The following is a 14421-nucleotide window of genomic DNA, read 5'->3' as shown; positions in this document are numbered from 1 at the left end:
TTTTCGCACAGGAATCGCCTGCGACCCGACCAGACAGCCACGCTCATCCGAGCGAAGGCCCACAGGCAATCCGGTCAGCGGCCGCGGAATCGCGCGGCCAGCGCGGCGATCGGCGAGCGCCTCGTCCGGACGGGAAGCTTGCCGGAGGTGATGTCGCCCAGCAGGGTCCCCACGGTCTCCTTCGCGCAGGTGCGGTTCGCGCCGATCCCGCCCGAAGGACCGCGTTTGATCCAGCCGACCACGTAGGCGCCGAGGCGTCCGTCGACGCGGCCGGCGGTGTTCGGGATCGTGCCGCGGCTGTCGTCGAAAGGAAGGCCCGGCACGGGGACGCCGTGGTATCCGACGGCGCGCACGATCTGGCCGGTGGCGATCTCGGCCTGCCCGTCCGCGCTCGTGACGCGCAGGCCGCGCACCTGCCCGTCCCCGATGATTTCCGTGGGAGCGGAGTGGAAACGCAGGACGATGCGGCGTCGATCCGCGTCCGGCGGCGCGGTCCAGTCGACGGTCTCGCGGCCGAGTTCGCGCAGCAGTTTCGCCTTGCCGGTGCCCGCGTCGATCGCGGCTGTGGTGCGCGGGTCCGCGTCGTCGACGACGAGTGGCACGTCGGCGCGCCCGGCGAGCGCGAGCAGTTCCTGGGTGGAGTAGGCGGCGTCCTCCGGTCCTCGCCGGGCGAGCAGGACGACTTCCCGGATCTTGCTGGTGCGCAAGCGTTCCAGCGCGTGCGGGGCGATCGTGGTGCCGGCCAGGGTGTCCGGGTCGGCGGTGAGGATCCGGGCCACGTCGAGGGCGACGTTGCCGGTGCCGACCAGCACGACGCGTTCCGCGGACAGGTCCACCGCGTCCGCGGGGACGTCCGGATGACCGTTGTACCAGGCGACCACCGTGGTCGCGGCGATACTGCCGGGCAGTTCCTCGCCGTCCAGACCGAGGCTCCGCGCGGACGAGGCGCCGACCGCGTAGACGACGGCGTCGTGGCGCCCGGCCAGTTCGTCGACGGTGACGTCCCGGCCGACCTCGGTGCCCAGGAGCAGCCGCAGCCTCGGGTGCTCGTGCAGCCGCGAGAACGTCTCGCCGATCCGTTTCGTGGCGGGGTGGTCCGGGGCGACGCCGTAGCGGACGAGCCCGCCCGCGACCGGCAGCCGGTCGATCAGGGTGACCCGCGCGTTCGTGTGCAGGAGCAGGTCCTCGACGGCGTACATACCGGCCGGGCCGGAGCCGACGACGGCGATGTCCGGCGGCGCGAAGTCGCTCGGAATGGCCCTGTCGAATGTCGGCGGGCTCCAGCGGTGGAAGTTCGGCGCCGGGTCCGCCGAGGACAAGACCTCGCGACCCGCAAAGTACTCCGCGTTGATGCCCGCGTAGACCTGGAGTGGCCCGGTCAGCAGATCCGCCGGGAAGATCGCGTCCACCGGGCAGGCGTCCGCGCAGGCTCCGCAATCGATGCACGACGCCGGGTCGACGTAGAGCATCTCGGTGGTGCCGAAGTCCGGCTCGTCCGGCGTCGGATGGATGCAGTTGACCGGGCAGACCGACACGCAGGTGGCGTCGCTGCAGCAGGTCTGGGTGATCGCGAAGGCCATCTCAGATCAGGTTCGCCCGCTTGTAGAACACCAGCGCGGGGCGGGTGAGCAGACCGCACGAGCCCAGGAACTCCATCAGACCGGCGCAACTGGAGCGCATCATCGACTTGTGGTGCTCGTTGGCCTTCGCCTCGCGCAACGCGCGCGCGGTGTCGAGTCCCGCGTTCTTGTAGACGTCGCGGTTGACCATGCTGCTGACGATGAAGTACGACGCGATCGCGATGACCAGCGCGTTGATCCGGCGGCGCACGGGGCCCGCGCCCTCCAGCTGCTCACGGGTCTCGTCCCTGGCGAACTTCATGTGCCGGGACTCTTCGACCACGTGGATGTTGTTGATGGTGCGCACGAACGGAACCACGCGCTCGTCGCGCATCCAGTCGCGCTGCATCACGTCGAGGACTTCTTCGGCGACGAGGATCGCCGCGTACGCGGCTTCACCGGTCGCCGTCGCCTTGAAGACCCGGCCGAGCTCGACGGCGAGCCGGCGCGGTCGATACGGGGGCGCGCCGAGTTTCGCGGCGCCGCGGGCGAACATGATCGAGTGGCGGCATTCGTCGGCGATCTCGGTCAGCGCCCACTGGAAGGCCGGGTCGGTCGGGTCCTTGGCATAGAAATCGCGCAGCACCATCTGCTGGAGAATCATCTCGAACCAGATACCGGTGCTCGCGACCGAAGCGGCTTCCTGCCGCGTGAGTTCCTTCTGCTGCTCCGGGCTCATCTCGGCCCAGTAGCTAGTACCGTAGAGGGTGCTCCACTCCGGGCTCGCGCCGTGGAAGTCCTTGTCCAGCGGCGTCTCCCAGTCCACCTCGGTGGCCGGGTCGTAGGACAGCATCGCGGCCGAATCGAGAAGCCGCTGCGCGGTCTCGCGGCGACCGGCCTCGGCCGTGCGCGGCACATCGGTGCTGGTCATTCGGACCTCCCTGACGACGTCGACAGCTGCGCGCGGCTACATGTTACCGCGATTCACTGTTACCTAAGGTAACACCTAAATGGTCGCGTGGCCAGGCGCGTGGGGCCGGTGTCATGAGGCGGTTCTGGAGCTAGACCGGCTCGGCGCCGAAGTCGGTCCCCTTGGTCTCGGCACTGAAAAGCAGGGCGACCAGGGTGACCGCGATGGTGGCGACCAGATACAGCACGACGGCGGTGGTGCCGTGGTTCTCGACGAGCCAGACCGCGATGAAGGGCGCCGGCGCGCCGGCGATGATCGACGAGCCCTGGAAGACCAGGGAGGCTCCGGCGAAGCGGCGCTCGGTCGGGAAGAGTTCCGCGATCCAGGCGGCCTCCGGACCGGCGAGGAGCCCGTGCAGCGCCGCGCCGACGCCAACGCCGACATAGAGCAGCGGCAGGCTGTCCGATTGGACCATCAGGAAGAACAACGGCGCCCAGATCGCCAGTCCCGCGGCGGGAACCAGCATCGCGATTCGCCGTCCGACCACATCCGACCAGTGGCCGCCCGCCAGCATTCCCGCGAACTGCAGCAGGGATCCGACGGTCACCGCGAGAAGGACGTCGGATTTGGTGTACCCGAACGAAGTCGTGGCATAAGCCACCACGAAGACGGTGTAGACGTAGAATGCGACGTTCTCGCCCAGTCGCACGCCGAGGCCGCGCAGGACCGGTCCCGGGTGAGCGAGCGTTTCCAGGATGCTCGACCGCGACCGTTCGGCCGCGGCGGAGTCGGCGCGTGACCGCGCCTGCCGGAACACGGGCGATTCGTCGATGCGACGGCGGATCCAGAAGCCGATGACCAGCAAGGGAACGGCGAGCAGGAACCCGATGCGCCAGCCCCAGTGCTCGAACTGCCCGCTGGGCAGCGCGATCGTCAGCAACCCCACGACCCCGGTCGCCAGTACCGTGCCGAGCGGTGCGCCCGCCTGTGGCCAGGCGGACCAGAACCCCCGGCGGCGGGGGCTTCCGTACTCACTCACCATCAGCACGGCGGCACCGAACTCGCCACCGAGCGCGAAGCCCTGGATCAGGCGCAGGACGACGAGCGAGATCGTCGCCCCGATCCCCGCCTGCGCGTACGTGGGCAGCAGCCCGATGGCCGACGTGGACAGGCCGAGCAGCAGGAACGTCACGACCAGCATGGGTTTACGGCCGAGGCGGTCGCCGAGATGGCCGAAGACGATGCCTCCGATCGGCCGCGCGACGAACCCCAGCCCCTGGGTGGCCAGAGCCAGCAGTAGCTGCGCGACGGCGTTACCACCGGGGAAGAACAGCGGCCCGAGCACGGTCGCGGCGAGGATGCCGTAGAGGGCGAAGTCGTACCACTCCAGTACGGCCCCGGCGGTGCTGCCCGCCAGCACACGCCGGAACGCCGAACGGCTCACCCCCGCCGGCTTGGCAACGGTCACCTCGTCCGGGGTGGGCAGGTCGGGCATTTTCGCTCTCCTCGGAACGACGATCGGTCAGCGTGCGGCAGACGGATACTGGCTCACCATGGGTGGCTGAACGCACCTGTTTCGCGCGCATACCGGCTCTCGATGAAGTCGTCGTCTGCGAGCCCTTTGATCCGGGCCGTCAACGTCGCATCGTCGGCAGGCATCAGCGTGACCGATCCGTAGCTGCGCATGACGACGTACCGGCCATCGGAACTATCCACAAAGGACAATGGGCGGACGGCCGTCAGTGCTTTCCCGGCGACTCCCGGTCGCGCCGCACTCACCTGACCGGTCGCCCTCGCCCTCGCCAGAACACGCAGGAACCACTCGGCGCCGTCAGGGGCCACCCCGTGCTCGATCAAAGATCGCTTGCCGGCGCTGAGCAGCCCTGATCGCCGCCACGCCCGGCGCGACCGGGTGAGAGCGAGTTCGCTCACCCGGAGAGGCCGCCCGGTTCCCGGCTGGGCATCGGGCACGGCTTCCAGCATGCCTTCCGCCATCTTCTTCGCGTTCATCCATCCCAGTTCCACGGTCTCGTCCCGCAGAACCACGCGCAGCGCCCGGCCGGTGGGCTGAGGAAAACAGCCGATCGACACCTGACCGGCGGAGTCGCTGTAGCGCACGGACAGCGCGAGATCGCGGTCGTCCATCGCCCGCAAGGCCTGCAGCAGATCGCCGTCGAGATTGTCCGCGTCTCCGAGGCTGTTGGAGGTCAGCCATCGATGTGCGCGGGCACGGCATTCTTCTCGCTCCGACTCGTCACCGCCGTGGCGGCGCACCACGAGTGGCGACGGCATGGGCCCGAGGCGGAGCCGTTCCCACAACACTTCGTAGACCAGCGCAGGAAGGGCGGGAAGTGCCATCGTCACCGAACTGCGGATCACCTCGAAGCTCCCGCCTGCCTGCTCTCCGGGGCGAACCCGGTTCGGAGCATGTTATCCGGCCCGTGTTGAGTAGTTCTACTCGTGGCAGGCACCGAAAATCCCGCCAGTATCGGTGAGGACCGCTCCGCGGAGAGCGGCTGACCTTGGGGGTTCCATGAAGTTCAGTCATGCCTTCACCACGCTCGCCGTCACCGCCGGCCTGGCCACCGCGTTCGCGCCGGCCGCGGCCGCCGAGCCCGTCGCGAGTCTCGACTTCACCGCCGAACAGGGTGCACATCCGGTCGACGGCAGAAGCGGTCATTGGACCGCCTCGCCGGAGAACGAGGTGCGGTTCTGGGAGAGCGGCGCGACCCTGCGGATGGCCGCCGAGACCGACCATGGATTCGACTACATCGCGCTCGACTTCACCGCGCCGTCCGGAAACCTCCAGGCCGGCACCTACGACCACGTCGGCGGCGCGCATATCCTGGCCGTCTCCAACGGCCTGGGCTGCGTCGACGACTATTCGACGTTCACGATCGACCACATCGAACGCGGCGCGGAGGGACTCGTCGCCCTCGACGCGACGTTCGAACAGCGCTGCGGCAGCCCGACGTCACCTGCCCTGCGTGGTGAGGTCCACTACCGGCGCTGAGTACGCTTTGCAACGGGGATCGTGGGTGGCAAAGAGGGTTAGAACTCTCTTTGCCACCCACGACCCGGTCACTAGGCGTGAAATGCCGTGGTCGCCTCGAGCGCAGCCCGCCCGGTCGTCACCTGGTTCACCGGCGCGGTCTCGTCGGCGTAGCCGAAGGAGATGCCCAGGAGCAGCTTTCCCGCAGTGACACCGAGTTCCCCGCGGACAGTGTCGGCGTAGAAGCTCAGCAAGCCCTGCGGACAGCTGGCCACGCCGTACGCGGTCATCGCCAGGAGCAACGTCTGCATGTAGGCACCGACGTCCGCCGCCAGTCGCGGCCCGCCGTCACCGGTGACGAACAGGAACGCGGCATGCGGCGAGCCGTAGAAACGCAGACTCTCCGCGTCATAGGCCGCACGCGCCGCCGAGTCGTCCGAGGCTATGCCCAACGCCCCGTACAGCTCCGCGCCGAACACGGCCCGACGCGCGTGATGCACTTCCGAATACATGTCCTCGGAGTACGGGAAGTCCACCGAGATGCGCTTCTCGGCGTGGGCCGCCTGCAAGGCATTCGCCAGCCGCTCACGCGCCGCGCCGCTCACCACCTCCACCTGCCATGGCTGCGCGTTGGAATTGGACGGCGCGGCACCGGCCAGCGAGAAGATCGCACGCAAGGTGTCCTCTGGCACGGCTTCAGGACGGAAAGCGCGCGTCGCGTGACGACCGCCGATCAGCTTCTCCGCGCTGTCCTTCAGCTCGACAGGGACCGACACGCTCATGGAACACTCCTCAACGACAACTTAGGTAAACGTTTGTGTTTACTTATGAGCCGACCCTAGCAACCCGGTCCGCCTAAGTAAACACAGGCGTATACTTACCCGATGGGAACAACACCTACGGCAGCCCGACGACAGGGACGTGGCGGCCGGGAGCGCATCCTGGCCGCGGCCGCCCGGTTGTTCGCGACTCAGGGAATCAACGCGACCGGCATGGAACAGGTCGCCGAAGAAGCGCCGGTCTCCAAGCGCACGCTTTACGTGCACTTTCGAACCAAGAGCGACCTGGTCATCGCACACCTGCAGGACCTCGCGTCGTCGGGTGCGACCCTGGAAAGCGGCTTGACCCGCGAAGACGTTCCCGCACGGGAGCGGATCCTCGGGCTGTTCAGCCAGCCCTCGGCGACCAGGTCTCCGGTACGCGGATGCCCGTTCATCGATGCCGCCGCGGAGTTCCCCGACGTGGAGAGCGCGGTTCACTCCTACGCCCGCGAGCAGAAACTGCGGATGGTGCAGCTCGTCACCGCGCTGGTGACGGAGCTGGGCTGCCGCGACCCCGGCGGACTCGCCGAGCAGTTGGTGATCCTCGCGGACGGGGCCGCCAGCCGAGCCATGGTGCTGAACGACGCCGACTACGGCAGGCATGGACGGGCGGCGGCGGAGATCCTCCTCGAGCGCGCTCTGCCCTCTTCTTGAGGCCGTCGAGGTTTCAGGTCGCGCCGTAGACGGCACGCAAGCGTGCGAGGTACGCCTCTGGCCCGCTGTATGTGCGGTCCTGAGCACCAGGACGGGTATGCGCCAGCCCGTGGTTCCGGCTCACGCGCAGAGTGGTGGTCGCCGCGCGCCCGGCGACGGACGAGTCGTCGGTGGCATCGAGAACGTGGACTTCCGGCGGGAACATCGCGCGCGCCTCGGCGGGAGACGCCGCAGGCGGGTGCCCGGTCCGGTTGGCGCTGCTGACGTGCAGGTGCCCGATGCCGGTGAGGATCGGGCGCAGCGGATCCCAGCAGGAGCCGAATACGAGGGCATGGCCGTCGCGGGTGGCCGGCGACGCCCAGTCCGGCACCCGGTCGGCCATCAAGGGCAGCAACAGCGTCAGCCGCTCCTTCACCAGGAGGGCACGGGCGAGGTCACGGGTGGCGTTGTCGAGGTGGAGTGCGTCGGCGAACTCGGTCCAAGGCTCGTCGTCGACCAGCCACAGCGCGACGGCCTGGTCCGCCGGGCGGCCTTTGGCGGTATTGACGACATCGGGCGAGGTCGCGGCGACCACGGAGGTCAACGGGTACGGGTTGGGAAACACGACGGCCGAGCCCGCTCGCAGCGCGTCGGCGGCCGCAGCCGACTCCGCGATCGACGGCGTCACGTCGCCGCCACCGGCGCGGTCGCGCGGAACGCGTCCACGAACCCGACCAGGCTCTCGACCGGGATGACGGCTTCGTTGCGGCGGAACGCTTCCGCCTTCACCCATGCCAAGGCGGCCGCCGTCTCCGCGCGGTCGAGTACCAGCCCCGCGAGTTCGCCGACCGCGCGCAGGACCCGGGCGCTGGCGAGGTGGGTCAGCACGACGGCCGGCTCGATGCCCAGAATCGCGGGGTCGTAGGGCTGGAACGTTTCCGGCCGCACGAACGGCGTGCCGGTGGAGATCGTGCCGACCCCGGTGCCGACGATCGGCGTGGTCACGGTCAGCGGCAGGCCGGTCTCCGCCGACACCGAGCGGGCGATCGCGGGAATCCTGGTCAGGTCGGGCGCGGTGTGCCAGAGGTCGGCCTCGCCCAGCAGTTCGGCGGTGCGCTGGGCGAGCAGGAACAAGATCTGTTCGGTGGCGACCATGCCACTGCGCTCTGCGACGCCCAGCCACGAGCTCGACACGACCCGGACCCCGGCCCGGACCGCTGCCAGGGTGTTCGCCAGGCCGAGACCCAGGTCGTTGTGCAGGTGTGACGCCAGGACGACGTCCTCGCCTACCCGCTCGAGCAGGCCCTGGAACAGTGCGCCGCAGCGCTCGGTGAGCAGATCGCCGGTGGTGTCGGCGACGACGATCACCCCGGCGCCCGCTGCGGACAAGGTGTTCGCCGCTTCGGCCATCACGTCGAGATCGGCGCGGGGCGCATCGGCGAAACACACGTCCGGGATGACGCCGCTATCGCCGTCGCGCACGGCGCGCACCAGCGCGACGGCGTCGGTCAGTGCTTCGATCGCGGGGCGGTGCACCATCGCGTCGGCCATCTCGTCGGACGCGGGCACCACGATCATCACCCGCGCGTTCGGCGCACCCCGTACCGCGTCGCAGGCCTGCCGGACATCATCGAGGGTGGCGCGGCAGACCGCGGCGGGGCTCACGGATCCGGCCGCTTCCAGCGCGACTCGGCGAGTGGCGGCGAACTCTTCCGCGCACACCGCGGGGAAGCCGGCCGCGAACACCACGTGCCTCGGCCCGTCACCACCGAACACCAAGCCCTGCTCTCGAGCCAGCCGCACGCGAAAGTCCGCGCTCATCAGGGTTTTGCCCTGGGCACCGTCGCGGGCCGACTCCTCCCACAACACCAACCGCCCGCCCAGCGCGGACTCCCTGACCAGATCCGGCGTACCCACCGTCGTGCTCATCCTCCCCCGGCAGTCCGGATGTGTTCCCGGAGCGAAGACAAAGTGAACTGGGCCGGAGAGGACCACGTCAAAGTGCCGATGCTCACAGCGCGTGGCTGGCAGACGCTGTTTTGGCGACGCAGTGTGATTTCCCTGCGAGTGACTCGACGAGAATCCCGCCGGAAGATGGAGTCGTGCTCAGCGCTGCGTGATGGCGCCGTAGTGCTGGCGTCGAGTCTGGCGTGGACGTCAGTCGATCGGGCGATTCCCGTCCTCCCGACGCCCGCCGGAGCGAAACAACCGATGGGAGCGATTGCCCGACGACTGATCCGGGTACCTGAAGGATCATGTGGATGGTGCTGGTGATCCCGCTGCTGGTCATGTCGTTCGCGCTGCTGATGGAGCGTGTCGAAGCGAATGTGCCCGAACGGGATCCCAGTCGCGCCCCCGAACCCATCTGAGTCACCGCACGGCACCGGGCGTGTGTGGTCCGGCAGACCACACGCGCCCGGGCGGCTAGCAGTGACTGGTCATCCGCATACCGTTGATCCGGTCGTAGAACCGGGCGTCGAACGACCCGGCGTCGAACCACCAGTGCCATTGGTTCTTGACCGTGCCCTTGACGAACTTCGGGTCACCGCCGTGGTGGATGGGTCCCAGCACGACACCGGCACTGTCCAGCAGGTTCACCCACATCAGCCAGGCGTCGTTGCTGTCGCTGCTGACGAGCCTCGCCTCGAACGAGGCACTGCCGTTCGGGAACAGCGTCCATTTCGCGCCGTCCAGCGTGCAGTCCCCCGCCGTGATGCGGCCCCAGGTGAACCAGCACGAGCTGGACCCGGTGCACGTGGCCTGCGCGGTGGTCGACGACGCGGTTCCGGCCGACGCGGGTGCGGCGAAGACACTGCCGATCCCCAGTACGAGAATTGTCAAAATGGTCGCCATGCGACGCTTTTTTGTCATCATGATGTCTCTCTCCGGTGGTGGTCGAATTCCTGCCGATCGCGAAAGACCGGAAGTCGACGCTAACTTTCCGGAGGTCGCCGAAGCGATCACTTACGCGCGACCACAGGGGACGCCGATAGTGCGGATCCGCTGAGCGGCAAGACAATCGGCGACGGCGTTGCCTCTCGCACCGGGCGGGCGGCGCGTGTCGCACTGTGCGAAATCCTGTGTCGGGCTATTCGACGAAACCCGATAACGAGATTCGGTCGACCGGCGGAGCCAGTTCGCCGGGGCAGAACATACCGGGCGCCGGTAGCGTGCCATCGAAAAGATATGCGTTGCCCAGCAGGTAGGCGGCGTGCCCCTCCCCGTGCCAGACCCGGCCCGCCCGGGGAAGCTGCCCGGCGACGTGCGCCGCTCCGAGATTGGCGGTGTTGTTGTCCAGTTCGCCGATCGTCACCAGCGCGGCAGGTGCCATGGGCGCCGACAGCGGATACGCCGGATCACCGGGAACGCCCGCGCAGCGGCCGAGTTCGAAGCGACCTTCGATCCAGCCGAAGCGCGGCGCGTGGGCCTTGAGTCTGCGCTCGATGCGGAGGAACTCGCGGTAGTCGGGCACCTGGGGCATGAAGTCGTGGCTGGGCCGTCGCGACGAGTTCGTCCCACGCGTTCGCGGCGTCCCTGCCATGCAGGGCACAGGACGCCGCACGGGCGCACCAGTCCCGGAAGCGCAAGAGCTGCCGTTCCTGGGTGAGCGCGTAGTCGGCCAGCCAGTCAGCCAGCCGGGGCCGGGTGTGGTCGGCGACGCCGTCGAGGTAGAGCCGCTCCAGCCGGTCACCGAACAGTTCGGCGTAGGCCTGACCATAAGTGGTGCCGTAGGAATTGCCGAAATACCGCAACTTCGCCCGCACCTCACCGCGCCCCGCACCACCGGAACTGGCACTGCTGACCCCGCGCGAGACCGAGGTGCTGCGCGGTCTCGCACGCGGACTGGCCAACGCCGAGATCGCCTCGGAATTCGGCATCGCCGTGGGCACGGTGAAGATCCACGTCGAGCGGCTCCTGGCGAAGCTCGGGGTTGCGACCCGGGTGCAGGCGGTGATCCGGGCGCACAAATACGGAGTGGTCACCTGGGACGACTGAGCTCCGGGAAATACTGGGTCATGGCCAAACGCCCCGCGAGCGACCTCACGGTACTGAAGAAGTGGTTCGCCACCCTCGACGACGCGTGCTTCCTCACGCTCGCCCCGCCTTCGCGGGGCCGGTTCACGCAGTCCGACGGCCGGGATGACGCGGTCGCGGAACTGGCGGACCGGGCCATGTCCGCGACGACCCCGTACGCGTTCTGGCACTGGCAGTCCCACCAGCGGGCGTTCACGAGCAAAGGTGAACTGGTGGACGACCTCCTGGTGCACTGGCACGGAGCGCACGAGGACGTGGCACGACGGCTGGCCACCGCGCCGGAGCCTTTCACTTTGCTGGACATGGGCGCGGAGCAGGCGTTCGTGGTGACCAAGCCCTTCCCGCTCCCGGCGGCCGACGACCGGCGCGCCACCGGCCCCGCGGTCCGGCGGCTGGTGCGCGCCGTCGCCGCCGGCCAGGACGTCACCGGCGACGAGCGGGACTGGCTGCTCGCGGTCGCGGACGGAAGTGGTGACGTCGCCGACGACGCGTTCGCGTTGGCGTGCGACCTGGGTGTGCTCACCCGCGACCTGGTGACCGGGCGCCTCGCGGACTGGGCGGGGCCCGACGACGAGGATCCGGCGGACACGTGGCTGTGGATCACCTCGGTGAGACAAGCCGCCCCCGAGGCGATGGCAGGGCTCCTGGCACCGCACGCCACCCATCCGCTGGTCGCCGCCGCTCTCGGGAAGCCCGTCGCGGACCTGGACACCGACGCGGACGACGCGCTCGCGGTCACCGCGGCACGACTGTGGCGGGCGCAGGACACCGAGGAGGCGGTCGCCGCGGTGGCGCCATGGCTCGGGCGGGAACACCTCCAGTCCACCTTGAAGGAGGTGGCCGGGCTGCTCGCGGCGCGGGTGCACGGCGGTGTCCACCGCGACGTCGCTCCGGCCCGGCTGCTGGACCTCGCGGGCGACGAGCGAATTCCGGTCTTCTGGCGCGGGCTGGCGGTTTCCGTCGTCGACTCGCTCGGCGGCTACGAGCATCTCGAGGACCGGCTCGACGCCGTTCGCGAGCTCGGACCTCGGCCGTTCAGCGCCTACTGGCCTGCCGACGGGGACGCGCCGGTGATCGCCGGTGATCGTGCACGGCTGCGGGAGCTCGTGGCGGACCACTGGCAGCTCGGCAGCCAGCCCACGACGCTGCGCACCGACCCGGACCGTACCCGCGAGCTCGCGACCACGCTGGACATCCCGCTCGGCTGGTTCTGGACGTGGCCCGCCGAACAGGACGCGTTCGACCGCGATGGCCGGATGACCGGCCCACTGCCGGTGCATCTCCTCGACGCGACGGCCGACGACATCAGGAAGGCGCTGCCGCCCCGGTTCGAGTTCGTCGCCGAGCCACCGGCGATCCATCCCCGATGACCACACGTATGCCCTGGCAGCCCGACGCCTACCTCGACCTCGCCCGCCGCGCTTGCTTCGTCTGCGAACTGCTCGCTGGTAACCCCGACTACCCGCACCACATCGCCCACCGCGACGACCACGCCGTCGTCTTCGCCCCGGAGCGAGGCCACCTCGACATCCCGGAGGACGAGATCGCCGAACTCGCCCGACGCCTCGGCGAACGCATGGCCGCCTGACCACGCGGCGCGGCCGTGGCATGATCCGGCATCTACCACTATCGAACCAACAAATTCGATTACGAACACTCCGCGTGATCATCGAGGCCGAGCATTTCAGCGTCACCCTCCGGAAGGACGCAGCGAAAGCCACGCAGAGTAGGTTTAGCTCAGCGTTACCGAATTCGCATTCCCGCCCTGATCGAGTGAACTATCCAGAGGCGCCTGACCTGCGGAAACTCTGCAAAACACCAGGCAGATCCGATCTGATCACTTATCGTGTTCATTGATTCACGCAGTGCCTTGCTGTTAGAGATGTCCATTCCGGATTCACATCCCGTTGCGGATAACTCTGCGCAAGGACAGGCACTGAATGACCCAACAGCAGACCTCTTGCGGTGGCGCACGCCCTCGTGTGGTTCATGCGCTCTTCGCCTTGGTGCTGGTGGTGCTGCCGCTGTCCGGCTGCGGTACCACGACAGACGGTGCGGCCGCGGCCCCCGTCGCCACGCTGTCGCCGTCGCCCGAGGCACTGGCCGCACTGCCCGAAGCGAACACCTTCGGCGAGCTGGACTCGGCACCCGCCGACCAGGCCGCCGCACTCCCCGCCGGGGGTGAAGTGCTGCACCCGACCACGGACGTGGCGGTCTACCGCGCCCCGGGCGCGGAACCGATCGCCCGGCTGCCGGAGACTCAGATCGGCTCGCCGACCTGGGTTCCGGTGATCGCCCGCCAGGGCGACTGGGCGCAAGTACTGCTTCCCGTGCGGCCCAACGGTGCGACAGGCTGGCTGCACGCCACGCCCGAGACCGTCGAATCGGCGCACAACGACTTCCAGGTCACGGTCGATCTCAGCAAATTCCGCCTGGAAATCCTCGAAGCGGGCAAGCCGACCGGCTCGTGGACCATCGGTACCGGCAGGGCCGAGCACCCCACGCCCACCGGTCGCGCGTTCATCCTCGCCTCCATCAAGGAGAGTGTGAACACCTACAGCCCGATCGTGCTGCCGCTGAGCAACCATTCCGATTCACACGAGACCTTCGGTGGCGGGCCCGGCACGGTCGGCCTGCACACCTGGCCGGACGAGAGCTTCGTCGGCAAAGCAACCAGCGACGGCTGCATCCGGGTCACCCGCGAGGCGCTGGACCGCCTTGTGGAGTTGCCGCTCGGCACCGTCGTGCAGATCGCCTGAACCCGAAACCATGGAGGTAATTTCCTTGTCCCCACGTACAACCGGCGTGCTCGCCTGCACGGCGGCGGCCTGTCTGGTCTTCGCCGCCACGCCCGCCACGGCCGCCCCCGCCGAGTCCGCGTACGCCCTCGCCGCGTCCGGTCTCGTCAAGATTCCCCGCACACCCGCCGTTTCCGGGCCGGGCAAGGAATCACTCGCCTCGGTGGCGCTGCCGAACCCCGGCCCGGCACTGATCAGCGCGCGGGCACTGAACGCCGAAGTGACGCCGGGGCACGCGAAATCGAGTGTCGCCGGTCTCTCGCTGAACCTCGGGGTGCTGCCCGCCGGCGTCGCCCTTCCCGGGCTCAGCGCCGAGGTGATCAAGTCCGAATGCCGTGACGGCAAGGGTTCGGTGTCGATCGCGAACCTGAAGGCCGGTGGCAAGGCGATCCAACTCGACCAGGTCCCGCCGAACACCACCGTCCCGCTGGCGTCGCTGCTCGAACTGGTGGTGAACAAGCAGACCGAGAACGCGGACGGCACGCTCACCGTGACCGCCGTGTCGGCCAGGATCCTCGGCAAGACACAGACTCTCGACATCGCGTCGTCCACCTGTGCCAAGGCCCCGGGCGCCACCCCGAAACCGACGAAGCCCGCGGAAAAGCCCCGGCCTGGTGGGAAGGCACCCAAGCCCACTCCGGTTTCCGCGCATCTCGACGTCACCGGCTGACGT

16 protein-coding genes are annotated in these 14421 nt (G+C 68.8%); 7 read left to right on the top strand and 9 right to left on the bottom strand.

Features of this window, described 5'->3' with window-relative positions; translation table 11 throughout:
- Positions 1 to 74: 74 nt before the first annotated feature.
- The 4 genes from ACLJPX_RS19205 to ACLJPX_RS19190 all read right to left on the bottom strand — a co-directional run bounded on the left by ACLJPX_RS19205 (position 75) and on the right by ACLJPX_RS19190 (position 4848).
- On the bottom strand, positions 75 to 1580 hold the full coding sequence (locus tag ACLJPX_RS19205) for an FAD-dependent oxidoreductase (RefSeq protein ID WP_410601313.1): 1506 nt from the start codon (positions 1578 to 1580) through the stop codon (positions 75 to 77).
- Between the two features lies 1 nt (position 1581).
- A complete protein-coding gene (locus tag ACLJPX_RS19200; RefSeq protein ID WP_410601312.1) occupies positions 1582 to 2490 on the bottom strand; it encodes an AurF N-oxygenase family protein in 909 nt (302 codons plus the stop codon).
- Between the two features lie 130 nt (positions 2491 to 2620).
- The gene (locus tag ACLJPX_RS19195) at positions 2621 to 3964 is read right to left on the bottom strand and encodes an MFS transporter (protein WP_410601311.1); all 1344 of its coding nucleotides are present in this window, start codon (positions 3962 to 3964) and stop codon (positions 2621 to 2623) included.
- Positions 3965 to 4017: 53 nt separating this feature from the next.
- Positions 4018 to 4848 (bottom strand): ESX secretion-associated protein EspG, encoded by an 831-nt coding sequence (locus ACLJPX_RS19190; RefSeq protein WP_410601310.1) that lies wholly within the window; start codon positions 4846 to 4848, stop codon positions 4018 to 4020.
- A 154-nt stretch (positions 4849 to 5002) separates the two neighbouring features.
- Here ACLJPX_RS19190 and ACLJPX_RS19185 point away from each other — a divergent pair, with 154 nt between their 5' ends.
- On the top strand, positions 5003 to 5482 hold the full coding sequence (locus tag ACLJPX_RS19185) for a hypothetical protein (protein WP_410601309.1): 480 nt from the start codon (positions 5003 to 5005) through the stop codon (positions 5480 to 5482).
- Positions 5483 to 5553: 71 nt separating this feature from the next.
- Here the strand turns inward: ACLJPX_RS19185 and ACLJPX_RS19180 are convergent, their stop codons facing one another.
- Complete coding sequence (locus ACLJPX_RS19180; RefSeq protein ID WP_410601308.1) at positions 5554 to 6243, bottom strand: nitroreductase; 690 nt, start codon at positions 6241 to 6243, stop codon at positions 5554 to 5556.
- Between the two features lie 102 nt (positions 6244 to 6345).
- On the opposite strand from ACLJPX_RS19180, the gene ACLJPX_RS19175 reads away from it, so the two are divergent.
- Complete coding sequence (locus ACLJPX_RS19175; RefSeq protein WP_410601307.1) at positions 6346 to 6936, top strand: TetR/AcrR family transcriptional regulator; 591 nt, start codon at positions 6346 to 6348, stop codon at positions 6934 to 6936.
- A 13-nt stretch (positions 6937 to 6949) separates the two neighbouring features.
- Here the strand turns inward: ACLJPX_RS19175 and ACLJPX_RS19170 are convergent, their stop codons facing one another.
- The 4 genes from ACLJPX_RS19170 to ACLJPX_RS19155 all read right to left on the bottom strand — a co-directional run bounded on the left by ACLJPX_RS19170 (position 6950) and on the right by ACLJPX_RS19155 (position 10396).
- On the bottom strand, positions 6950 to 7603 hold the full coding sequence (locus tag ACLJPX_RS19170) for a Sua5/YciO/YrdC/YwlC family protein (protein ID WP_410601306.1): 654 nt from the start codon (positions 7601 to 7603) through the stop codon (positions 6950 to 6952).
- Positions 7600 to 8844: a 2-isopropylmalate synthase gene (locus ACLJPX_RS19165; RefSeq protein WP_410601305.1), complete on the bottom strand. Its 1245-nt coding sequence runs from the start codon at positions 8842 to 8844 to the stop codon at positions 7600 to 7602. The genes ACLJPX_RS19170 and ACLJPX_RS19165 overlap by 4 nt, the downstream gene beginning before the upstream one ends.
- 495 nt (positions 8845 to 9339) lie before the next feature.
- A complete protein-coding gene (locus ACLJPX_RS19160; RefSeq protein WP_410601304.1) occupies positions 9340 to 9768 on the bottom strand; it encodes a DUF6294 family protein in 429 nt (142 codons plus the stop codon).
- 235 nt (positions 9769 to 10003) lie between these two features.
- Positions 10004 to 10396: an alpha/beta hydrolase gene (locus ACLJPX_RS19155; protein WP_410601303.1), complete on the bottom strand. Its 393-nt coding sequence runs from the start codon at positions 10394 to 10396 to the stop codon at positions 10004 to 10006.
- Positions 10397 to 10650: 254 nt separating this feature from the next.
- Here ACLJPX_RS19155 and ACLJPX_RS19150 point away from each other — a divergent pair, with 254 nt between their 5' ends.
- From ACLJPX_RS19150 to ACLJPX_RS19130, 5 genes are all read left to right on the top strand, one after another.
- Positions 10651 to 10911 (top strand): response regulator transcription factor, encoded by a 261-nt coding sequence (locus ACLJPX_RS19150; protein ID WP_410601302.1) that lies wholly within the window; start codon positions 10651 to 10653, stop codon positions 10909 to 10911.
- A gap of 20 nt (positions 10912 to 10931) precedes the next feature.
- Complete coding sequence (locus tag ACLJPX_RS19145; RefSeq protein WP_410601301.1) at positions 10932 to 12320, top strand: hypothetical protein; 1389 nt, start codon at positions 10932 to 10934, stop codon at positions 12318 to 12320.
- Entirely contained in the window at positions 12317 to 12538 is a 222-nt protein-coding gene (locus tag ACLJPX_RS19140; RefSeq protein ID WP_410601300.1) for a hypothetical protein, read from the top strand. The genes ACLJPX_RS19145 and ACLJPX_RS19140 overlap by 4 nt, the downstream gene beginning before the upstream one ends.
- A 352-nt stretch (positions 12539 to 12890) precedes the next feature.
- Positions 12891 to 13709, top strand: coding sequence for a L,D-transpeptidase family protein (locus ACLJPX_RS19135; RefSeq protein ID WP_410601299.1), 819 nt, complete (start codon positions 12891 to 12893; stop codon positions 13707 to 13709).
- 25 nt (positions 13710 to 13734) lie between these two features.
- Positions 13735 to 14418, top strand: coding sequence for a choice-of-anchor P family protein (locus ACLJPX_RS19130; protein WP_410601298.1), 684 nt, complete (start codon positions 13735 to 13737; stop codon positions 14416 to 14418).
- The last annotated feature ends 3 nt before the right edge of the window (positions 14419 to 14421 follow it).

Origin of the sequence: Amycolatopsis sp. lyj-90 (assembly GCF_046549035.1) — a bacterium.
Lineage (GTDB): Bacteria > Actinomycetota > Actinomycetes > Mycobacteriales > Pseudonocardiaceae > Amycolatopsis.
Note: the sequence above shows the minus strand (reverse complement) of the source record. Positions and strands in the feature narration are given on the sequence as shown.

Bases quoted from the DNA above. Each gene is read 5' to 3' on its own strand.
- ACLJPX_RS19200 (WP_410601312.1), bottom strand. From the start codon at position 2,490: ATGACCAGCACCGATGTGCCGCGCACGGCCGAGGCCGGTCGCCGCGAG.
- ACLJPX_RS19160 (WP_410601304.1), bottom strand. From the start codon at position 9,768: ATGGCGACCATTTTGACAATTCTCGTACTGGGGATCGGCAGTGTCTTC.
- ACLJPX_RS19175 (WP_410601307.1), top strand. From the start codon at position 6,346: ATGGGAACAACACCTACGGCAGCCCGACGACAGGGACGTGGCGGCCGG.
- ACLJPX_RS19180 (WP_410601308.1), bottom strand. From the start codon at position 6,243: ATGAGCGTGTCGGTCCCTGTCGAGCTGAAGGACAGCGCGGAGAAGCTG.
- ACLJPX_RS19165 (WP_410601305.1), bottom strand. From the start codon at position 8,844: ATGAGCACGACGGTGGGTACGCCGGATCTGGTCAGGGAGTCCGCGCTG.
- ACLJPX_RS19140 (WP_410601300.1), top strand. From the start codon at position 12,317: ATGACCACACGTATGCCCTGGCAGCCCGACGCCTACCTCGACCTCGCC.
- ACLJPX_RS19145 (WP_410601301.1), top strand. From the start codon at position 10,932: ATGGCCAAACGCCCCGCGAGCGACCTCACGGTACTGAAGAAGTGGTTC.
- ACLJPX_RS19195 (WP_410601311.1), bottom strand. From the start codon at position 3,964: ATGCCCGACCTGCCCACCCCGGACGAGGTGACCGTTGCCAAGCCGGCG.
- ACLJPX_RS19135 (WP_410601299.1), top strand. From the start codon at position 12,891: ATGACCCAACAGCAGACCTCTTGCGGTGGCGCACGCCCTCGTGTGGTT.
- ACLJPX_RS19155 (WP_410601303.1), bottom strand. From the start codon at position 10,396: ATGCCCCAGGTGCCCGACTACCGCGAGTTCCTCCGCATCGAGCGCAGA.
- ACLJPX_RS19205 (WP_410601313.1), bottom strand. From the start codon at position 1,580: ATGGCCTTCGCGATCACCCAGACCTGCTGCAGCGACGCCACCTGCGTG.
- ACLJPX_RS19185 (WP_410601309.1), top strand. From the start codon at position 5,003: ATGAAGTTCAGTCATGCCTTCACCACGCTCGCCGTCACCGCCGGCCTG.